General features: G+C 66.9%; 21 protein-coding genes. 13 read left to right on the top strand and 8 right to left on the bottom strand.

Annotated features, from left to right (window positions below):
* The first annotated feature begins 1 nt into the window (after position 1).
* The 4 genes from ABIE08_RS16275 (at position 2) to ABIE08_RS16260 (ending at position 3,974) form a co-directional block, all read left to right on the top strand.
* On the top strand, positions 2-1,051 hold the full coding sequence (locus ABIE08_RS16275; protein ID WP_354552602.1) for an ABC transporter permease: 1,050 nt from the start codon (positions 2-4) through the stop codon (positions 1,049-1,051).
* A complete protein-coding gene (locus tag ABIE08_RS16270; protein WP_354552600.1) occupies positions 1,048-1,875 on the top strand; it encodes an ATP-binding cassette domain-containing protein in 828 nt (275 codons plus the stop codon). The genes ABIE08_RS16275 and ABIE08_RS16270 overlap by 4 nt, the downstream gene beginning before the upstream one ends.
* Before the next feature lie 23 nt (positions 1,876-1,898).
* Positions 1,899-2,666: an SDR family NAD(P)-dependent oxidoreductase gene (locus ABIE08_RS16265; RefSeq protein ID WP_354552598.1), complete on the top strand. Its 768-nt coding sequence runs from the start codon at positions 1,899-1,901 to the stop codon at positions 2,664-2,666.
* Positions 2,667-2,762: 96 nt separating this feature from the next.
* Entirely contained in the window at positions 2,763-3,974 is a 1,212-nt protein-coding gene (locus ABIE08_RS16260) for an ROK family transcriptional regulator (protein ID WP_354552597.1), read from the top strand.
* 27 nt (positions 3,975-4,001) lie between these two features.
* On the opposite strand, the gene ABIE08_RS16255 is transcribed toward ABIE08_RS16260, so the two are convergent.
* Positions 4,002-5,720: a BTAD domain-containing putative transcriptional regulator gene (locus ABIE08_RS16255; RefSeq protein ID WP_354552596.1), complete on the bottom strand. Its 1,719-nt coding sequence runs from the start codon at positions 5,718-5,720 to the stop codon at positions 4,002-4,004.
* Between the two features lie 134 nt (positions 5,721-5,854).
* On the opposite strand from ABIE08_RS16255, the gene ABIE08_RS16250 reads away from it, so the two are divergent.
* From ABIE08_RS16250 to ABIE08_RS16230, 5 genes are all read left to right on the top strand, one after another.
* A complete protein-coding gene (locus tag ABIE08_RS16250; protein ID WP_354552595.1) occupies positions 5,855-6,520 on the top strand; it encodes a peroxiredoxin in 666 nt (221 codons plus the stop codon).
* A gap of 136 nt (positions 6,521-6,656) precedes the next feature.
* Entirely contained in the window at positions 6,657-7,694 is a 1,038-nt protein-coding gene (locus tag ABIE08_RS16245; RefSeq protein ID WP_354552593.1) for an MBL fold metallo-hydrolase, read from the top strand.
* Positions 7,695-7,988: 294 nt separating this feature from the next.
* The gene (locus ABIE08_RS16240; RefSeq protein ID WP_354552591.1) at positions 7,989-8,810 is read left to right on the top strand and encodes an alpha/beta fold hydrolase; all 822 of its coding nucleotides are present in this window, start codon (positions 7,989-7,991) and stop codon (positions 8,808-8,810) included.
* Between the two features lie 86 nt (positions 8,811-8,896).
* A complete protein-coding gene (locus ABIE08_RS16235) occupies positions 8,897-9,202 on the top strand; it encodes a UBP-type zinc finger domain-containing protein (protein WP_354552589.1) in 306 nt (101 codons plus the stop codon).
* 67 nt (positions 9,203-9,269) lie between these two features.
* Positions 9,270-10,964, top strand: a complete 1,695-nt coding sequence (locus ABIE08_RS16230; RefSeq protein ID WP_354552588.1) for an FAD-dependent oxidoreductase — start codon at positions 9,270-9,272, stop codon at positions 10,962-10,964.
* A gap of 84 nt (positions 10,965-11,048) precedes the next feature.
* On the opposite strand, the gene ABIE08_RS16225 is transcribed toward ABIE08_RS16230, so the two are convergent.
* From ABIE08_RS16225 to ABIE08_RS16210, 4 genes are all read right to left on the bottom strand, one after another.
* Positions 11,049-11,417: a response regulator transcription factor gene (locus ABIE08_RS16225; RefSeq protein WP_354552587.1), complete on the bottom strand. Its 369-nt coding sequence runs from the start codon at positions 11,415-11,417 to the stop codon at positions 11,049-11,051.
* 93 nt (positions 11,418-11,510) lie between these two features.
* Positions 11,511-12,143 (bottom strand): response regulator transcription factor, encoded by a 633-nt coding sequence (locus ABIE08_RS16220; protein ID WP_354552585.1) that lies wholly within the window; start codon positions 12,141-12,143, stop codon positions 11,511-11,513.
* Positions 12,143-13,654, bottom strand: coding sequence for a sensor histidine kinase (locus tag ABIE08_RS16215; protein ID WP_354552584.1), 1,512 nt, complete (start codon positions 13,652-13,654; stop codon positions 12,143-12,145). Before ABIE08_RS16215 ends, ABIE08_RS16220 begins: the two co-directional genes overlap by 1 nt.
* A gap of 50 nt (positions 13,655-13,704) precedes the next feature.
* On the bottom strand, positions 13,705-14,409 hold the full coding sequence (locus ABIE08_RS16210; protein ID WP_354552583.1) for a YoaK family protein: 705 nt from the start codon (positions 14,407-14,409) through the stop codon (positions 13,705-13,707).
* 226 nt (positions 14,410-14,635) lie between these two features.
* Here ABIE08_RS16210 and ABIE08_RS16205 point away from each other — a divergent pair, with 226 nt between their 5' ends.
* Complete coding sequence (locus tag ABIE08_RS16205) at positions 14,636-15,685, top strand: cupin domain-containing protein (protein WP_354552581.1); 1,050 nt, start codon at positions 14,636-14,638, stop codon at positions 15,683-15,685.
* 44 nt (positions 15,686-15,729) lie between these two features.
* On the top strand, positions 15,730-16,224 hold the full coding sequence (locus ABIE08_RS16200; RefSeq protein WP_354552579.1) for a Dps family protein: 495 nt from the start codon (positions 15,730-15,732) through the stop codon (positions 16,222-16,224).
* A 59-nt stretch (positions 16,225-16,283) separates the two neighbouring features.
* Here the strand turns inward: ABIE08_RS16200 and ABIE08_RS16195 are convergent, their stop codons facing one another.
* Entirely contained in the window at positions 16,284-17,783 is a 1,500-nt protein-coding gene (locus tag ABIE08_RS16195) for a CoA-acylating methylmalonate-semialdehyde dehydrogenase (protein ID WP_354552577.1), read from the bottom strand.
* Between the two features lie 105 nt (positions 17,784-17,888).
* Between ABIE08_RS16195 and ABIE08_RS16190 the strand changes: the two genes are divergently transcribed.
* A complete protein-coding gene (locus ABIE08_RS16190; protein WP_354552576.1) occupies positions 17,889-18,776 on the top strand; it encodes a LysR family transcriptional regulator in 888 nt (295 codons plus the stop codon).
* Between the two features lie 7 nt (positions 18,777-18,783).
* On the opposite strand, the gene ABIE08_RS16185 is transcribed toward ABIE08_RS16190, so the two are convergent.
* Both ABIE08_RS16185 and ABIE08_RS16180 read right to left on the bottom strand, forming a co-directional pair.
* Positions 18,784-19,089 (bottom strand): DUF2218 domain-containing protein, encoded by a 306-nt coding sequence (locus tag ABIE08_RS16185; protein ID WP_354552575.1) that lies wholly within the window; start codon positions 19,087-19,089, stop codon positions 18,784-18,786.
* On the bottom strand, positions 19,089-19,700 hold the full coding sequence (locus tag ABIE08_RS16180; protein WP_354552574.1) for a PadR family transcriptional regulator: 612 nt from the start codon (positions 19,698-19,700) through the stop codon (positions 19,089-19,091). Before ABIE08_RS16180 ends, ABIE08_RS16185 begins: the two co-directional genes overlap by 1 nt.
* 204 nt (positions 19,701-19,904) lie before the next feature.
* Here ABIE08_RS16180 and ABIE08_RS16175 point away from each other — a divergent pair, with 204 nt between their 5' ends.
* The gene (locus ABIE08_RS16175; RefSeq protein ID WP_354552572.1) at positions 19,905-20,666 is read left to right on the top strand and encodes a FadR/GntR family transcriptional regulator; all 762 of its coding nucleotides are present in this window, start codon (positions 19,905-19,907) and stop codon (positions 20,664-20,666) included.
* Positions 20,667-20,696: the final 30 nt, after the last annotated feature.

The following is a 20,696-nucleotide window of genomic DNA, read 5'->3' as shown; positions in this document are numbered from 1 at the left end:
CATGCAGACGTCTGACCGGGCTCGCACCGATACCGGGCAGGCAAAGATCGACGCGGAGCCGGCAGGGAATCCCCCTGCCGGCCTCCTCGCCGGATTGCGCCGCGCCGCCACGGGACTGTTCGCCTTTCCGGTCGCCGGACCGCTGGTGGCGCTGGTCCTGATCCTTATCGTCTTCTCGGTCACGACCTCGACCTTCCTGAACGCGGGCAATCTGTCCCTCATCTTCCAGCAATCCGTTGTCGTCGGCACGCTGGCGCTGGGGCAGACGCTGATCATCCTCGTCTCGGGCATCGACCTCGCCAATGGCGCGATCATGGTGCTGGGCATGGTGGTCGCGGGCAGCATCGCCGCCAATGGCGATCCGATGCTCGGCATGCTGGTCGGCCTCGCCGTCTGTATCGTCGCCGCCTCGATCAACGGCCTGATCATCACGCGCTTCCGCCTCCCGCCCTTCATCGCGACGCTCGGCCTGTTCACCATCCTGACGGCCGCGGCGCGGCTCTATACCCAGTCGCGCAGCTATCCGATCAACTCGGACCTGATGACCATTCTCGGCGAGGGTCCGTCCTTCGGCCTCGTCACCATCACCTATGGCAGCATGCTGTGGATCGCGCTGACGCTGGTGCTCGCCTATGCGCTGAACCAGACCGCCTGGGGCGTCCGCGTCTATGCGATCGGCAATTCGCCCGCCGCCGCGCGCCTCAACGGCGTCAACGTCAATGGCGTCATCTTCAGCGTCTATGCGCTCGCCGGCGTCTTCTATGCCTTCGCCGGCTGGCAGGCGCTGGGCCGCACGCCGATCGCCGACCCGAGTGGCTACCAGATCGCCAACCTCGACAGCATCACCGCGGTCGTCATTGGCGGCACCAGCCTGTTCGGCGGACGCGGCGGCGTCGCCGGAACCTTCATCGGCGCGCTGATCGTCGTGGTGCTGAAGAACGGCCTGACCCAGGCCGGCATCGACTCGCTCTACCAGCAGATCGCCACCGGCTTCCTCGTCATCCTCGCCGTCGGCGCCGATCAGTATCTGGGCCGGGGACAGCGCGCATGACGACCCAGCCCCTCCCGTCGCTCGCCATGCAGGCCATGGGCCTGACCAAGCGCTATGGCCATGTCGTCGCCCTGGACGGCGCCGATTTCGAGCTGGCAAAGGGCGAGATCCTCGCCGTCGTCGGCGACAATGGCGCCGGCAAGTCGAGCCTGATCAAGGTGCTGACCGGGGCGACGATCCCCGATTCCGGCACGGTATTCGTCGATGGCGCCGAGGTTCACTTCAAGAACCCGCTCAGCGCCCGCCTCGCCGGCATCGAGACCGTCTACCAGGAACTCGCCGTCGCGACCCAGCTCAACATCGCGCAGAACCTGTTCCTCGGCCGCGAACTGCGCAAGCCCGGCCTGCGCGGGCAGATCTTCCGCCAGCTCGACAAGTCGCGCATGCGCCAGCAGGCGGCCGACCACATGAAGAACCTCGGCATCCGCATCCAGTCGATCAACCAGAAGGTCGAGACCCTTTCCGGCGGCCAGCGCCAGGCCGTCGCGGTCGCCCGTGCCGCCGCCTGGGGCAAGCGCGTCGTCATCCTCGACGAGCCGACCGCGGCGCTCGGCGTGCGCGAGACCAACCAGGTGCTGAACCTGATCACCCGCGTGCGCGACCAGGGACTTTCGGTCGTGCTGATCAGCCATTCCATGCCCGACGTCTTCCAGATCGCCGACCGGATCCATATCCACCGGCTCGGCCGCCGCGCCGTCGTCGTCAGCCCGAAGACCACCTCGATGAGCGACGTGGTCGGCGTCATGACCGGCGCGCTGCCGGCGGATGCCGTCCAGTCGAGCCTGATCACCACCAACCCGCCGCTTGAGACGGCCCGCCCCTAATACACGAAGAGAGAGTCATACCCATGTCGATCCTGGACAAGTTCTCGATGCGGGGCAAAGTCTCCGTCGTCACCGGCGGCAATCGCGGCATCGGCAAGGCGATCGCCGTCGGCCTCGCTGAAGCCGGCTCGTCGATCGTCATCGCGGCGCGCGACGAAGCCAAGAGCGAGGAGACGCTGGCCGAACTGAAGAAGCTCGGCGTGCCCGCTATCGCCGTGAAGACCGACGTCGCCAATCGCGACGATCTCGAAGCCATGGTCGAGACCGTGGCGAAGGAGCTCGGCCCGATCGACGTGCTGGTCAACAATGCCGGCATCGGCTTCCACGCCAATGCGCTGACGCTTTCCGACGACGAATGGCAGCGCCTGTTCTCGATCAATCTCGACGCCGTCTGGAAGGCGAGCCAGGTCGTCGGCAACCAGATGGTCCAGCGCGGCTCCGGCTCGATCATCAATATCGGCTCGATCTCCGGCCTGATCATCAACCGCCCGCAATGGCATTCGCCCTACGGCATCTCCAAGGCCGCCGTGCATCACCTGACCAAGTCGCTGGCAGCCGAATGGGCGCAGTCGGGCGTGCGCGTCAACGCGATCGCGCCGGGCTATGTGAAGACCGAGATCGCCAGCACCGAATATGAGGACTACGCGCATTACTGGCGCGACGAGGTGCCGATGCAGCGCTATGCGACGCCGGAAGAGATCGCGCCGATCGCGCTGCTGCTCGCGAGCGAAGCGTCGTCTTTCGTGACCGGATCGGTGTTCGTCGTCGACGGCGGCTATACACTCTGGTAGCCGACGAATCGGCCGGTTCGGTCGCCCGGAGCGTGCGCTTGCAACAGGGCGCACGCAGCCGGGCCTGGCCTGGTTCGGCAGAAAGAGCGACATTTCGTGCAGAACGATTCGGATAGAAGCGAGATTGCGGCGGCGGCCAGCGGGGCCCCTCTCCTGTCCCTGATCGCCTCGGGCCGGGCGCAGTCTCGCGCCGAGCTGATCGACCGCACCGGACTGTCCCGCACCACCGTCACCCAGCGCCTCAACGCGCTCATCGCGGCCGGCCTGGTCGACGAGGCGCCGAAGACCCTGCCGAGCGGCGGCCGGCCGACGCGCGTGCTGGAAATGAACACCGGCTTCGGCGTCATCCTGGTCGCCGATGTCGGCGAAAGCATCCTGCGCACCGCCGTCACCACACTGGAGCCGGCGATCCTGGCCGAATCCACCTGCACGATCGACCTGCGCGACGGGCCGCTGCCCGTGCTGGAGCGGATCGCCGGGCAGTTTCTCTCCCTGCTCGACGGCATCGGCCGGCCGCGCAGCGACCTGCTGGCCGCGGGGCTCTGCCTGCCGGCACCGGTCGATTTCGGCGCCGGGCGCGTCTTCGGCCCTTCGATCCTCACCGGCTGGGACAATTTCGACATCCGCTCGTGGCTGGGCGACGCGATCGGCGCGCCCGTGGTGGTCGAGAACGACGTGAACCTGATGACGCTGTCGGAATCGCGCCGCTTCTGGCCCGAGGTCGAGCAGCTGCTGTTCATCAAGGCCGGCACCGGCATCGGCAGCGGCATCATCGCCGATGGCCGGCTCTATCGCGGCGCACAGGGAGCGGCCGGCGACATTGGCCACATCCAGCTCAATTCCGCCGATCCGCCGCTCTGCCGATGCGGCAAGCTCGGCTGCGTCGAGGCGCGCGCCGCCGGCTGGGCTCTGGCCCGCGACCTGCGCGCCAAGGGATTCGAGGCCGAGAATGCACGCGACATCGTCGCCCTGGTCCAGGCGAACCAGCCCGAGGCGATCCGCTGCGTGCGCGAGGCGGGCCGCGTGCTGGGCGAAGTGACGGCGGATGTTGTCAGCGTGCTCAACCCCAGCACGATCGTGATCGGCGGCACGCTTTCCGGCGCGGCAGACCATCTTCTGTCCGGCGTGCGCCAGCTGGTCTTCGAACGCTCCTTGCCGCTCGCCACGCGCGAATTGCAGATCGTGCGGGCGAAATCGGACGGCAATGGCGGCATCCTCGGCGCCGCGCAGCTAGCAATCGACACCATTCTCCGGCCGGAGACGATCGAGGGCGTGATCGTCAAGCACGCCCGCTTCGCCCGTCGATAGAGGCGATCGATTGGGACTGCCGGACGATCAGGCGCCGGCGGCCGGCATCACCGCGGCCATCCGCTCCAGGCAGCGCGACTGGTCCAGGGGCCGGCCCAGATCCTCGTAGCGGGCGGCGGCCTCCGCGAAGGCGGCGAGCGCCCGCACCTTGTTGGATTGCGCCTGCCGCTGGATGCCGCGCGCCTCCCACAGGGCGGCCGCCCACGGCCCGCCCTGCCACATGCCGGCGATGCGCTCGGCCTCGTTGAGCCGGCGATCGACCTGTTCCATCTCTCCGGCCTGCGTCAGCGCGACCGCCGAGGCGATGCGAAGGCCCATCGAACAGGGCTGGCAGGCGCCCGGCGTCAGCAGGCGGTCGCCCGTCAGGATCGCTTCCTCGACCTTCTCCGGCGTCGTCGCCGCCCGGACGGCCAGAGCCTGCAGGCGAAGCAGCAGATGGTTGGACAGCCAGGATTGCGTCGCGTCGCCCAGCGCCCGCTGGACCAGCCGGCTCGCCTGCCATTTCTGGCCGCGCGCCAGCGCAATCTCGGCCAGGCGCTCCAGGACGAGAACCCGGCCCGACAGGGCATTGGCGCCGGCATGCAGGCGCTCGGCCTCGTTCAGATGCGTCTCCGCCTCCTCGAGGTCACCGGCGCAGCGGGCAATCTCGCCCAGGATCAGCCCGGCCAGGGCGCGGCCGGCGACCGAGTCGGCATCCTCCGCGACGCACATCAGCTCCTGCGCCGATCGAGCGATCGCGGCGTGGCCCTTGGCGTCGCACAGGCAGAATTCGGCGAGGCACAGGTGCCCGTCGAAGACGGAGGGGACGAACTCGTCGCGGCTGCGCACCCATTCGGTGAATTCGCTGCGGAACAGTTCCGGCCAGCGGCCCTGCATATGCGCGGTCAGGCCGAGCACGGCGCCCGCCTCGCCGACCTCGCGGGCCAAGCCGCCACCCAGCGCCTGCGCGCGGGTTTCGCGCGCCAGCTCGGCCGCCTTGTCGAACTCGCCGCTCTGCAGATGCACCAGCGCCCAGGCGAGCGAGGCGCGGATGCGTTCCGCGGGCGATGCCGGCTCGGCGCCGGATAGCGCCAGTGCCCGCTCATAGAGCTCGATCGAGGCCTTGCTCGGGCCGACGCCCAGTTCGGCATGCAGCCGCTCGCGCAACTGGTCGAACTGGCGGATCGCCTCGCCGCGATTGCCGGCGTCGAGCGCCGCCTGCATCAGCGCCCGCTGGGCCTCTTCATCGGTCGGGTCGAGCGCGATCAGGCGGCGCCAGAGCCGGCCCTTGCGCAGCACGGCGGCATAGAGCTGCTGCAATCGCTCGCGCGGGGCGTCCAGCCATTCGAGGAACCGATCGTCGGGCAGCAGTATGCCGCCATAAAGATCGGCCGCCGCTTCGCATTCCGCCGGATCGCCGCTCCGCAGCGCCTGCGTCGCGGCCGCCTCGAAACGCTCCATGTCGGTCTCGAGCTGCACCTCATCGGCAAAGGCGACGATCTCGCGGGTCACCGTGATCAGATCCTGCGTGCCCATGGCGCGGCGGGCGAAATGGATCGCCTTGCGCAGATTGGCGCCGGCCAGCTCGACGTCCTGGTCGGGCCAGAACGCCTCCATGATCTGCTCGCGATGGATACGGTGCTGCGGCGATACGGCCAGCAGCTTGATCAGGGCCGCCGCGCGATCCCGCTTCCAGGCGATCGATGGCACCTCTTCGCCATCAAGGCGGACGCCGAAGCGCCCCAGTAATTGAATGAAAAGCCGCACCCTGCATCCCCAGCCAGCCATGGATCCGGCGCCCCAGAGACTCGCCGCAACGCTTTTTACGTCGGGGAACGCTCGCGGAACAGCGCATTCGTATCCTGCCCTCCTCGACACGTTCAACCAGGAAGGGAAACATCATGTCGCTTCGCATCAACGACCTCGCCCCGGACTTCACCGCCGAGACCACCCAGGGCCCAATCTCGTTTCACGAGTGGCTGGGCAAGGATTGGGGCATCCTGTTCTCGCACCCCAAGGACTACACGCCGGTCTGCACCACCGAGCTCGGCTACATGGCGCGGCTGAAGCCGGAATTCGACAAGCGCGGCGTCAAGATCATCGGGCTCAGCGTCGACCCGGTCGACAAGCACGCCGGCTGGGCCAGGGATATTGCCGAGACGCAGGGCATGGCCCCGAACTTCCCGATGATCGGCGATCCGACCCTCGCCGTCTCCAAGGCCTATGACATGCTGCCCGCCGCCGCGGGCGACACGTCCGATGGCCGCACCGCCGCCGACAACCAGACCGTCCGCAATGTCTACGTCATCGGGCCGGACAAGAAGATCAAGCTCGTCATTGCCTATCCGATGACCACGGGCCGCAACTTCGACGAGGTGCTCCGCGTCGTCGACTCGCTGCAGCTGACGGCCAAGCATCGCCTCGCCACGCCGGTCAACTGGAAGCCGGGCGACGACGTGATCATCGCCGGCTCCGTCTCCAACGACGAGGCAAAGCAGCTCTATCCGCAGGGCTGGAAGGAGCCGAAGCCCTATATCCGCATCGTGCCGCAGCCCGTCCTGACCTAGGCGAACCCGGCGGGGACGGTTCACCCGTCCCCGCCGCCCCTTTGCCAAGCCGGATCCCCAGGAAATCGCGGACATGATAGACTGTCGCCGCGTCCCGGCGTTCGGCGGAATCCTTTTCCAACCGATGGAGCGGACCATGATCTTCCGGCAGCTGTTCGATAGCGTTTCCGGCACCTACACCTATCTGCTCGCCAGCCGGCCGGGCGGCGAAGCCCTGATCATCGATCCGGTGCTGGAAAAGGTCGACCGCTACCTGCAGCTGGTGCGCGAGCTCGACCTGAAGCTGGTCAAGGCGGTCGATACCCACCTGCACGCCGACCACATCACCGGCCTCGGCGCGCTGCGCGACCATACCCAGTGCATCACCGTCATGGGCGAGCAGACCAAGGCCGACGTCGTCGCCATGCGCGTTTCCGAGGGCGACCGGGTCACCATCGAGGGCCTGAGCCTCGACGTGCTCTACACGCCGGGCCACACCGACGATTCCTATTCCTATGTGATGGGCGGAAGGGTCTTCACCGGCGACACGCTGCTGATCCGCGGCACCGGACGCACCGATTTCCAGAACGGCGATCCCCGCGCGCAGTATGACTCGATCTTCAACAAGCTGCTGCGCCTGCCGGACGAGACGCTGCTCTACCCGGCGCATGACTACAAGGGCGACACGGTCTCCACCATCGGCGAGGAAAAGCGCTTCAACCCGCGCCTGCGGGTGAAGTCGATCGACGAATATGTCCAGCTGATGAACAACCTGAACCTGCCCAACCCGAAGATGATGGATGTCGCCGTGCCGGCCAATGTCCATATCGGGCTTCATCAGGACGAGATAGCCCGCAAGGGCTGGGCCGTCTCGGCGACGCAGGCGCTCGACCTGCGCGGCCGCACCGACGTGACGCTGGTCGATTTGCGCGAGAAGAGCGAGCGCGAGCGCCACGGCGTCATTCCCGGCTCGATCCATGCACCCTACCCGGCCCTGCAGGAAAACTTTGATGCCGGTGGCCTGCTGCATGCGCTGGCCGTCTCCGCCGGCAAGCGGATCATCTTCTACTGCGCCTTCGGCGAACGCTCGGCCATGGCCGTGCAGGCGGCCCAGGATGTCGGGTTGAAGACGGCCTGCCACATCGAAGGCGGCATCGACGCCTGGAAGAAGGCCGGCGGCCCCGTCGCGTCCTGAGGCGCGCGGGCGCACACCGCGTTTCGCAAAAATCGGGACGGGGGTTTTCCCCGTCCGTGCGAGCCCTAGGTCCCCCTTCGGCGGCGCCTAGGGATCGGGACCCTTGCCGCTGCATTGACCAGCCATGTTCCCTCCCCGGCGGCGCTCCGTCCCGAGGCGGGCTCATACTCAAGTATGATTGGGACAACCCTACATAGAATGGTTCACGGGCGGGGTGTGTCCCATGCTGTCCCTGTCATCAACACCCAGCCGGCAGCGAGCCGGTTCCCAGAGATTCCCAGCGGAGAGAGATCCATGAGCACGTTCCAGGTCAAAGACGGCACCACCATCTCCTACAAGGACTGGGGCACCGGCCAGCCTATCCTGTTCTCGCATGGCTGGCCGCTGGCCGGCGACGCCTGGGCACCGCAGATGCTGTTCTTCGGCTCGCAGGGCTTTCGCGTCATCGCCCATGACCGTCGCGGCCATGGCCTCTCCGACCAGCCCTGGGACGGCAACAACATGGACCAGTATGCCGACGACCTGGCGGAACTGATCGAGGCGCTCGACCTGCGCGATGTCGTGCTGGTCGGCCATTCGACCGGCGGCGGCGAGATCGCGCATTATGTCGGCCGCCATGGCACCAGCCGAGTCGCCAAGATGGTGCTCGTCGGCGCCGTCCCGCCGCTGATGCTGAAGACCGAGGCCAACCCGGAAGGCACGCCGCTCGAAGCGTTCGACGGTATCCGCAAGGGTACCGCCGGCGACCGCTCGCAGTTCTTCAAGGACCTGTCGATGCCGTTCTACGGCTTCAACAAGGAAGGCGCCAAGGTCAATGAAGGCCTGCGCGAGAACTTCTGGCGGCTCGGCATGATGGGCAGCATCAAGGGCGAATATGACTGCATCCGCGAGTTCTCCGAAGTCGACTACACCGAGGACCTGGAGAAGATCGACAAGCCAACCCTGGTCATCCATGGCGACGCCGACCAGATCGTGCCGATCGCGGCCGCCGGCCTGAAGACGGCCAAGATCGTCAAGGGCGCCGAGCTCAAGGTCTATCCGGGCGCGCCGCATGGCCTCGCCGAAACCGAGGCCGACAAGTTCAACGCCGACGTCCTGGCCTTCATCCGCGCCTAGGCCAGGCCTTGAGGGCGCCGCGTCCCCCCGCGTGGCGCCCTCGTCTCTTCCCGTCCTTTTGCCAACCGCCCACCTGGAGATGAACCATGTCGATGCAGTGCCATCACGTTGACACCATCCGGACCGTCACCCCCGGCAGCAAGGGCTGCGAGGAGTGCCTGAAGATCGGCCAGGAATGGGTGCATCTGCGGCTTTGCCGGCAATGCGGCCATGTCGGCTGCTGCGACGACTCGCCCGGCCGCCACGCGACGGCGCATTTCCACGCCACCCGCCACCCGATCATCGAAGGCTACGATCCGCCGGAAGGCTGGGGCTGGTGCTATGTCGACGCGATCATGGTGACGCTGCCCAACCAGACCCCGCAGGTCGGGCCGATCCCGCGCTATTACTGACGCCGGCTTCCGGCGCCTTTTCCCTGCAGTCCGGCGCGAAACAGCGCCCTCGTCTCATGAGGATGCCATGGCCAGCTTGCGGGATGCGCAAATGTTTCCGGTGCTCTCGCCGGCGCAGGTGGCGATGGCGAAACGCTTCGCCAGCGCGCTGGTGCCGCGTTTCGCCGCCGGGGCGCCCATCTTCGCCATCGGGGCGCACAACGTCCCGACCTGGCTTGTCCTCGAAGGCTCGCTCGAAGTCTTCAGCCGGTCCGGATTTTCCGGCGATACCGTCATCACGACGCATGAGGCCGGCCAGTTCTCCGGCGAGATCAGCCAGCTTGCCGGCCGTCCTGCGCTGGCCGGCGGCCGCGCCGGTCCCGAGGGCTGCCTCGCCATTCCCTTTGACGCCGCGCATCTGCGCGCGCTGGTGATCGGCTCCGCCGAGATCGGCGAGATCATCATGCGGGCCTTCATCCTGCGCCGAGTCGCCCTGATCGACGCCGGCAGCGGTGGTCCCGTGCTCATCGGCGCGCCGGACGCTCCCGAGATCGTCCGCCTGCGCGGCTTTCTCACCCGCAACGGCTATCCCCATGTGGTACTCGACGCGTCGCTGGACGCGGAAGGCCGCGCGCTGGTCGAGCATCTGGGCGTGCAGCCTTCGGAGCTGCCCCTGATGGTATGCCCGGCCGGCACGGTGCTTCGCCGTCCCAGCGATATCGAGGTTGGGCTCTGCCTCGGCATCACGCCCGCGCTCGATCCGGCAAAGCTCTATGACGTCGCGATCGTCGGCGCTGGACCGTCCGGCCTCGCCGCCGCCGTCTATGCCGCCTCCGAAGGCTTGAGCGTCCTCGTGCTCGACGAGCGCGCCATCGGCGGCCAGGCCGGCGCTTCGGCGCGGATCGAGAACTATCTCGGCTTTCCCGCCGGCATATCCGGCCAGGCGTTGGCCAGCAGCGCCTTCGACCAGGCGCTCAAGTTCGGCGCCGAAATCGCCGTCCCGCTTGCCGTCGCAAGGCTCGATTGCCCGGATCCCTCGGATATCGGCACGGCGCCCCTGCGGCTGACGTTGACCGATGGCCGCGAGATTCAGGCCCACACGGTCGTCATCGCTTCGGGCGCGCGCTACCGCCGCCCTGCCATCGCCAACCTCGCCGATTTCGAGGGCGCCGGCGTCGCCTACTGGGCGTCGCCGATCGAGGCGAAGCTTTGCGAGGGCGAGGAGATCGCCCTAGTGGGCGGCGGCAATTCGGCCGGACAGGCCGTCGCCTTCCTGGCGCCGCGCGTAAAGCGCCTGCACCTGATCGTGCGCCGCGACGGCCTTGAAGCGACCATGTCGCGCTATCTGATCGACCGCATCGCCGCGCTGCCGAATGTCGAACTGCACGCGGAATGCGAGATCACCGAGCTGGATGGCGACCGCGAATCCGGTCTGACGGCGGCGGTGATCCACAATCGCCTGACCAGCACCGATGACCGCCGCCCGCTGCGGCATCTGTTCCTGTTCATCGGCGCGGATCCGAACGCGGCCTGGATCGAAGACTGCGTCGAGCGCGACGGGCATGGCTTCGTTCGGACCGGCGCCGATGTCGGCACCCGGCAGACCGCGCCCGACCGCACGGCCTATCCGCTGGAAACCAGCCTGCCGGGCGTGTTCGCGATCGGCGATGTCCGCTCGGGCTCGACCAAGCGCATCGCAGCCGCCGTTGGCGAGGGCGCGGCGGTGGTGGCGCAGATCCATGCCGTGCTGGCGGCTAAGGCCCAGCGCGCCGGAACGGCGTGAGGGGCACGCGGCGCGCGTCCGTCCTGACGATCCCCCAAACGAAAAGGCCCGCGACATGCGGGCCTTTTCGTTTGCGGGGTTGTGTCAGGCGACCAGCGCCATCTCGATGCAATCGATCAGCGCCTGACCTTCAAAGGGCTTGCCGAGAAAGCCGATCGCGCCGGCGGCCATGACGCGGTCGCGGATGCGATCATCCGGAAAGGCGGTGATGAAGATCACCGGCGTGGTGTCGCCGCGCTCGCGCAGGATCTGCGACAACTCGACGCCGCCGATACCGTCCATCTGGACATCGGTGATCAGGCAGTCGATCGGCTGGACGCCGAGCGCCGCCAGATAGTCCTCGGCCGAGGGAAAGGTGGTCGCCTTCATGCCGAGCGAGCGGACAAGGCTCTCGGTGGCGACACGGACGGACGCATCATCGTCGACGATGGCTATGGATTTTACCTGAGACACTGCGGTTCCTTCGGGAGCGGCACACGCCCCATGCGCCCGGTTTCATGCTTCCAAAATGCACCCTGCAGCGTCGGATTGGAATCATACTGAAGTTTAGCCGGGCTGGTTTTCGAGCCCGGGCTGGAGCGCCTGATACATCTTCACCAGCTCGGCCAGCGAGCGCGCCGCCATCTTCTCCATGACATGGCCGCGATGGATCTTGACGGTGATCTCGCTGACGCCGAGCTTGCCCGCCACCTGCTTGTTCATCAGCCCGGTGGTGACCAGCGCCAGCACCTCCCGCTCGCGCGCCGTCAGCGTGCCATAGCGCTGCCGAAGCGTTGAAAGCTGCGCGTCGCTGGCGCGGCGCAACCGGTCATTCGCCAGGGCGCTCGAGACGGCGTCGAGCATGTCCTGGTCGCGAAACGGCTTGATCAGGAAGTCCAGTGCGCCGGCCTTCATCGCCCGAACCGACATCGGCACGTCGCCATGACCGGTCATGAAGACGATCGGGATGTTATTGCCGAGCTTGGCCAACTGGCTCTGGAAATCGAGGCCGCTGACGCCCGGCAGCCGGATGTCGAGCACGAGGCAGCTTTCGCTGTCGATCGCGCCGCGCGCCAGGAACTCCGCCGGCGAGCCGAACAGCTCGACGCGCATGCCGACCGAGCGGAACAGGCTGCCCAGCGCCTCGCGCAGCGATGCGTCGTCATCGACGACGAAGACCAGGGGAGCGATATCGGCCATTACGCGGCCTCCTTGTCGGCGGGAAGGCTGAATTCGAAACTGGCGCCGCCAGACGCCGGCGAACTGGCGCGCAGGCGGCCGCCATGCGCCTCGACGATCGAACGGCAGATCGAAAGACCCATTCCCATCCCCTCCGGCTTGGTCGTGAAGAAGGCGGCGAAGAGGCGCGCCTCGTCGGCGGGCTCGAAGCCCGGTCCGGTGTCGGTGATCTCCAGCACGACGCCGTCTTCGCCCGCCCGGGAGAGGATGGCAAGCTGGCGGTAGCCGACCGGCATGGCGCCCATCGCCTGGATGGCATTGACGATCAGGTTGATGATCACCTGCTGCAACTGCACCCGGTCGCCCGATATCCGGCCGAGCCCGTCGGCCAGCGACAGCCGCAGCGCGACATGCTGGGACGCGATCTCGCGCTGGACCAGGGTAAGCGTATCCTGCACGAGCTCGTTGATGTCGACGGAGGTCGGCTGCGGCGTTGCCTTGCTGGAAAGCGCGCGCAGCCGCTTGATGACCTCGCTGGCGCGCCGCGCATCGGCGATCATCCGCTCGATCGAGGCAGAAACCTCGCCGAGGTCGGGCTCCGGCCGCCGCAGCCAGCGTAGCCCCGCCTCGCCATTGGTGACGACGCCGGCCAGCGGCTGGTTGACCTCATGCGCGATCGACACCGTCAACTCGCCGAGCGTCGCCACGCGGGAGACATGCGCCAGCTCCGCCTGCGCCTGGTGCAGGCCGTTCTCGGCCTCGAGGCGCGCGGTGACGTCCATGATGCTGACCAGCACGACGTCGAGCGCGCGCCGATCGGTGGGCATCGCCACCGTGTAGAGGACGTTCAGGCGCTTGCCGTCGATCGCATCCATGACGCCCTCGGACTCGAAATTGGTCCGGCCGTTCCAGATCGCGTCGAGCATTCGCAGGATCGACGGCTCCATCTCCTTGGGCGTCAGGTCCGGCAGGCTCTCGCGAAAGGCTTCGAGATTTGGCGCCTTGAAGGTGGAGAAGGTGGTGTCGTTGGCATTGACCAGCTTCATCAGGCCGAGCGCTTCGCGAACGAAGTTCGGATCGTCGCGCACGATGTCCTCGATGCTGCGCGCGCCATCGGATCGCATGGAATCGAGCCGCGCCTTGAGCGCGGAGAAATCCATTTCGAGAATCGCGACGCCTGTCGAACGGAAGATCGTACGGTAGCGCCGCTCGCTTTCGCCGATGATGGCGATGGTCGCGGCGAGCCGCAGCGCCAGTATGGTGGTGATGACGATGGCTGCGAGGCTGACGAGGGCTCGGGCAACCGCGCCCGACTCCATCCCCGCGCCGTGGGTCACGACGAAGCTGATCAGCGTCAGAAGAATGCAGATCGCCGCCACCGCCAGCGTGCCGCGCCGGCCCGTGAAATTGAGCGACAGCAGCACCACGGCGACATAGAGCACCGCGATCGCCACATCGAACTGCGTCAGCGTGTCGAACAGGAAAATCGCCGCGGCGAGGACGATCGCAGCGATAAGCGAATAGCGTGGCATGAGTCCCCCGACCGGTAGTTGCGGCATGGCAATATCAGATCCGCGCGCCGTCATGCAGGAAACTCGCCATGACGGGTCGCCTGACCCAGCACCACTGCAATACCGATCACGATCGCGACCGCGAAAACAAGACAGCCGAGCCCGACCGCCTTGAAAGCGAGGCCGCCGACCGCCACGCCCACCAGAAAGCCCAGCATGACGAGGCCCGTATCGGCCATTCCCGGCGCCACGCGGCGGCGCATCAGGCTGTCGGCCAGGTCGATCGACAATTGCGTGGTGTTGGTGGTCATGACGTTGCTGGATCCATAGCCCGGCAGCAGCAGATGCGCGGCCGCGCTCTGCACGCCCATGGCACTCAAGCCAAACAGGGCGGCCAGGGTCAACAGCCCGGCCGGACTGCCCATCACACCGTAAAGAGCCAGCACGCTCAACAGCGCCGCCTCGATGCAGAGCGCGGTGACCAGAGCCTGGCGGGCCCCGCTGCCATAGGCGCGAACGACGATGGTCGTCGCCATGCCGGCGAGCAGGAACACCGGGATAGCCAGAACCTTCAGGACAAAGCCGGCATTGCCCTGGACGAGTTCGGAGCCGGCGACGACGAAGCTGCCGGTGACCTGGGCGACGAACAGGCCGGAAAACGCCAGGAACGTGCAGGCATCGACGAAGCCGGCCACAAAGGCCAGCGTGGTCGGCAGGGCGTGCCCCGGTTTGAAGGCCGGCACAGACACGGCCGGCAGCGCCATCTTCGACGTCATCTGCTTCTCGCTTTCCCGGCTTGCGTGAACGGCCTCCGGCGCACTTCGCGTCGAGGAGGCAAGCGCCCTGGCTGGGACGGGCGCGGCGCGGACCTTAGCCGGGGCGGTCGCCGGCCGTCGCTTATACGCAGGTATGAACCAACCGAAACCACCATCCGATATTGCCGGGGGGAGGCTCCGGTCTAGATTTGCTCATCGACCGACCGGCCCAGGAGGGGGAGCAATCATGACAACGGAAACCAGATCCCGACACACGATTTCGCTGGCGGGCCAGAAGCCCCGCTTCGAGGGCCCGAGAGGCTCCATCACCCATATGGATGTGACGGACCTGCCGATCCTGCGCCGGCTTTCCATCCGGCGGCTGCTGCTGGCGCCGCTCGGCCTGCGCGAACCGCACTGGCACGCCAATGCCCATGAATTGGGCTACTGCGTGCATGGCGAAGCGCTGATCACCATCGCCGGCAACCACGCCGAGCGCGAGAGCTTCGTGATCCAGGCCGGCGAGATGTTCTTCGTCCCCTCCGGCGCCATGCACAGCATCGAGAATATCGGCACCGGGCCGGCCGAATTCGTGCTCGCCTTCTCGCATGAGAAGCCCGAGGATTTCGGCATCAAGGCGGCCTTCGGGGCGATGTCCGACGCCGTGCTGGGCAACACCTACGACCTGCCCGCCGCCGCCTTCACGCCGTTCGACCGGCAGGTCGCGGGAAGCGAGATCCTCGAGCTCCCCGCCCATCGGGCGATCGAGGACGAAGCGCGCCACGTCAATCCCTACAAGTATAGTGTCGAGGCCACGCCGCCGCAGATCGACTATCCGGCCGGTAACGCCCACACCACCAAGGCAGCCCTCTGGCCGGCGCTGCGCGATATCGCGATGTTCTCGGTGACGATCACCCAGCAGGGTATGCGCGAGCCGCACTGGCACCCGGAAACGGCGGAGATGGGCTATGTCCTCACCGGCCAGGCGCGGATGACGATCCTCAATCCCGATGGCCAGACCGACACCTATCTGATCGGTCCCGGCGACGCCTATTTCATTCCCGCCGCCTATCCGCACCACATCGAGAATGTCGGCGAGGGCAATGTGCACCTCCTGATCTTCTTCGATCAGGTCTCGCCCGGTGACGTCGGCTATCGCTCGCTGATCAACGTCTATCCGCGCGCCGTGCTGGCCGCCGCCTTCGGCATTCCCGAGGCCGAGTTGCCGGAATTCCCCTTCACGGAAATCGACCCGCTGCTGGTGCCGCGGCCCAACCCGCTCGACCCCGTGCTCTGAAACCTCCCCTGCCCCAACCGACCTTCAACCCAAGGAAATCCGCTATGACCACCCGCAACGCCCTCCGTACCCCGACCGATCTCGGCGAGAATGCCACCAAGGACATCTCGGCCGCCCTGTCGGGCCTGCTGGCCGATACCTTCGCGCTCTACCTCAAGACCAAGAACTTCCACTGGCACATGTCGGGGCCGCATTTCCGCGACTATCACCTGATGCTCGACGACCAGGGCGACCAGATCTTCGCGATGACCGATGCGATCGCCGAGCGCGCCCGCAAGCTGGGCGGCACGACGATCCGCTCGATCGGCCATATCGCTCGCCTGCAGCGCATTCCCGACAATGACGCCGAGTTCGTCACGCCCGAGGACATGATCGCGGAACTGGCAAGCGACAACCGCGAGCTGGTCGGCTTCCTGCGCTCGACCCACGCAACGGCGGAGGAACATAACGACGTCGCCACCACCAGCCTGATCGAAGTCTGGATCGACGAAACCGAACGCCGCAGCTGGTTCCTGTTCGAGATCACCCGCAACGTCTGATTGGCTGCCTCCAAAAAGCAGAAAGCGCGCCCGGCATCCCCACCGGGCGCGCTTTCTTTTTAGCGCATCGTCGGCATCACGAAGTCGGCGCCGGCGCGGATGCCGGTCGGCCAGCGGCTGGTGATGGTCTTGAGCTTCGTATAGAAGCGCACGCCCTCCGGCCCGTGCATGTGATGATCGCCGAACAGCGACGCCTTCCAGCCGCCGAAGGAATGGAACGCCATCGGCACCGGGATCGGCACGTTGATGCCGATCATGCCGACCTGGATCTGGTGCGCGAATTCGCGCGCGGCGTCGCCGTCGCGGGTGAAGATCGCGGTGCCGTTGCCGAACTCGTGCTCGTTGATCCACTTGGCGGCAGTCGTATAATCGGGCGCGCGGGCGACGGCCAGCACCGGCCCGAAAATCTCTTCCTTGTAGATCTTCATGTCGGTGGTGACGTTGTCGAACAGCGTCCCGCCGATGAAATAGCCGTCCTCATAGCCCTGGCGCTTGAAGTCGCGGCCATCGACGACGAGCGTGGCGCCTTCGGCGACGCCGGCATCGACATAGCCGCGCACCTTGGCGAGATGCTGGGAGGTGACCAGCGGGCCCATTTCGGCCTCGGGATCGGTGCCCGGCCCGATATTGAGCGCGCGCACCTTGGGCTCCAGCTTGGCCATCAGCGCATCGGCCGTCTTCTCGCCGATCGGCACCGCCACCGAGATCGCCATGCAGCGCTCGCCGGCGGAGCCATAGGCCGCCCCCATCAGCGCATCGACCGCCTGGTCGAGATCGGCGTCCGGCATGATGATCATGTGGTTCTTGGCGCCGCCCAGCGCCTGGCAGCGCTTTCCGGTCCGCGCCGCCGTCTCATAGATGTAGCGCGCGATCGGGGTCGAGCCGACGAAGCTCACCGCCGAGATGTCCGGGTCGAACAGGATAGCGTCGACCGCCTCCTTGTCGCCGTGCACGACGCTGAAAACGCCGTCCGGCAGGCCCGCTTCCTTCAGCCATTCGGCGACCAGAAGCGAGGCGGAGGGGTCCCGCTCCGACGGCTTCAGGATGAAGCAGTTGCCGCAGGCGAGCGCGACCGGGAACATCCACATCGGCACCATGGCCGGGAAGTTGAACGGCGTGATGCCGGCGACGATGCCGAGCGGCTGGCGCAGCGAATGGCTATCGACGCGGGTGCCGACATTCTCGGTGACCTCGCCCTTCAGCAGCTGCGGCGCCGAGGTCGCGAACTCGACCACCTCCATGCCGCGCTGGATCTCGCCCTTGGCGTCGGACAGCACCTTGCCATGCTCGGCGGTGATGACAGCCGCGAGTTCGTCGGTGCGGTCTTCGAGGATGCGCAGGAACTTGTTGAGGATGCGCGCGCGGCGAAGCGGCGTGGTCGCGACCCAGCCGGGCAGCGCCTTGCGCGCCGCGGCGACCGCCTCGCGCACCTCGTCCGCCGAGGCGAGCGGCACCAGGCCCGTCTGCTCGCCGGTCGCCGGATTATAGACGGGGGCCGTGCGGCCGCTGCGCCCGGCGACGAGGCCGCCGGCGATGAAATGGGAGATCAGGTTCGGCATGTCGCCCTCCACGAGCCGGTTACGATGCCGGGCTTATGGACCTCGCAGATTTGCACAGCAATCGCGACGATTGCAGTTCCGATGTGCGGAAATTATAGTCCTGATATGGATTGGGATCGCATTCGCATCTTCCTCGCCGTCGCGCGTACCGGCCAGCTGGCCGGCGCCGCCAAGCGGCTTGGCCTCAACCACGCGACGGTCGGCCGCCAGTTGACGGCACTGGAGGAAGAGCTTTCGACCAAGCTGGTCGAGAGGCAGACCAATGGATGCGTCCTGACGCCGGCCGGCGAGGCGCTGCTTGCAACGGCGGAACGGGTCGAATCCGAATTCCTGCAGCTCGAGGCCGAGCTTTCCGGCACGGCGGAGGCGATCAGCGGCGCGGTCCGCGTCGGCGCGCCGGACGGGCTCGGCAATTACTTCCTCGCCGGGGCGCTGGGCGGCATGGCGGCGCGTTATCCCGACCTCGTGATCCAGCTGGTGCCGCTGCCCCGAACCTTCTCGCTGTCCCGCCGCGAGGCCGACATCGTCATCACGCTCGACCGGCCCAAGCAAGGGCGCATGCTGGTGCAGAAGCTGACCGACTACACGCTCAGCGTCTACGCCTCGGAGCGCTACCTGGCCAAGACGGGGCCGATCGAACAGGAGGCCGATCTCGCCGGCCGGCTGTTCGTCACGCATGTCGAGGATTTCGTCTATAGCCGCGCGCTCGACTATGCCGACCGGCTCGGCCAGCTGATGCATCGCCGGTTCGAATGCGGCAGCGTGATGGGGCAGATGGAGGCGGTGCGCGCCGGCCACGGCATCGGCATCATGCACGATTATGCCGCGCAGCGCTTCCCGGAGCTGAAGCGCCTGCTGCCGGAGATCCGCTTCACCCGCAATTACTGGCTGATATCGCACCCCGACACGCACCGGCTGCGCCGGGTCGCCGAGGTGCAACGCCACATCGTCGCCAGCGTCCGCGCCGCACGCCGCGAATTCGAGGCGGACTAGCGCCGATTCAGGCGGGACGCCAGTCGATGGCGAGTTCCTCGCGAAAGGCGAAGCGCAGGAGGTGGCGCACCACGACATCCTGCAATTGCGGCATCTCACTACCGTCCTGCGCGGTCAGCGTCAGGGTCAGCACGCCGTCGGCCGCGACCAGCCGGCAGGAGCCGATCGAGAAATCGATCTGCCCCGCCGTCTCGTCGAAGGTGACGGGAAGCTTGTGCGCGAAATGCTTGCAGAGCTGCTGCAGGTAGCGGCTCGCATGCTCCGTCGCCACGGTGGCGACGGCGGTCTGCGGGTTCGAGCTGGTATCGGTCATCAGCTGCGCTCCACGGTCTGGGCGGCCGCGTCGAGGGCGGCGGCGATGGCTTCGGCGGCGGCGGCGTCGATCGAGCCGCGCTGGATGCGAAGCCGCAGCGCGAGCTTGAGGTTTTCCATGGCGCGGATCATCGGCGCGGGAACCGCCTCGCTCCCTTCCCGGCCGACCGGGCCGACGCGGGCCAGCAGCTCATCCGCCGCGGCGCGATTGGCCGCGAGGAAGGCCTCGCCCTCGGCGGTGATGCGATAGCGCTTGCGGCCGGCCTCGACCGGTTCAATCGCGGCATAGCCCATGTCGTCGAGCCAGGCGAGCGTCGGATAGATCACGCCGGGGCTGGGCGTATAGCTGCCGCCGAAGCGCTCTTCGATCGCCTTGATCAGCTCGTAGCCATGCCACGGCCGCTCGGCGATCATCGCCAGAAGCAGAAGGCGCAGCTCACCATAATCGAACAGGCGGCCACCGCCATGGCGCCCGCCGCCGCGGCCATGCGGGCCGCGACGACCGTGATCCGAATGCGGATGGAAGTGGGGGTGAAAGCGGTGATGCCCCGAGAAATCCTCATGGGCGGCGAAGGGACGGCCGTGGCCGTCATGGGTGTGTCTGTGTTTCATGAAGCCGATATAGATCTCGATATATCGTAAATCAAGATATATCGAGAAATATCTCGACTGTATCGAAACTGCCTTTGAATGCCCGTGCCTTTTTGACTGGCGGATGCATCGTGCGATTGCACAAATCAAAGTCTGGTCGGACCAATTCCAAGCTGCCATGATCCCAAGCGAGCGCCACCGCGCTCCGAAAGATCGAATGGAAGCATGACGGCAGACATCAACAGCCAGGATATCGACACCGGTCTGACCGGACGCGGTTCCAGCGACCCATCCACCCCGAATGCCAGCTTGGCGCAACTTGCGGTCGTCAAGCTGCGCAAGATGATCGAGGATGGCGAACTGGTCGCCGGCGAGGCGCTGGTGGCGCAGCGCCAGCTGGCGCGCGAGCTCAATGTCAGCCGCGCCACGCTGCGCGAGGCCCTCTCGATCCTGGCGACCGTCGGGCTGGTCTCGATCGAGCCCGGGCGCGGCACCTTCGTGCGCGACCCCCATGCGGTGGCGGAATCCGGCTCGGCCATGTCGTGGCGCTTCTCCGCCCGCTACAGCCCGGCCGAGGTCTACCAGGTGCGCTACATCGCCGAGAGCCAGGCGGCGCAGCTGGCTGCGATGACGCTGACCGCGCCGGAAATCGGCCTGCTCAAGGACAATCTGCAGGCCTTCCGCACGGCGGCGCGGCTGTTCGACGTCGACGCCTTCGCGCAGGTCGATTTTGAATTCCACGCCATGATCATGCGCTTCTCGCGCAACCGGCTGCTGTCGGACATCCATCACAGCTACGCCAGCGTGCTGATCGAGAGCACGCGGCTGCCGATCACCCGCGAAAAGCTCTGGGATCCCGTCGCCGAGCACGAGCGCGTGGTCGAGGCGCTGGTGATGAACGATCCCGAGGGCGCGGGATATTATATGCGACGCCATCTGAGCCGCACGGCTCACCGCGTCGGCATCTCCATCGTTGAACTGGTCTGAAAGCGGGCGGCACGCCGCCCCGATGTTAAG

The sequence above is a fragment of the Kaistia defluvii genome, from assembly GCF_040548815.1.
Classification (GTDB): domain Bacteria; phylum Pseudomonadota; class Alphaproteobacteria; order Rhizobiales; family Kaistiaceae; genus Kaistia; species Kaistia defluvii_A.
The sequence above is the reverse complement of the archived record's forward strand: the minus strand, read 5'-3'. Positions and strand labels throughout refer to the sequence as shown.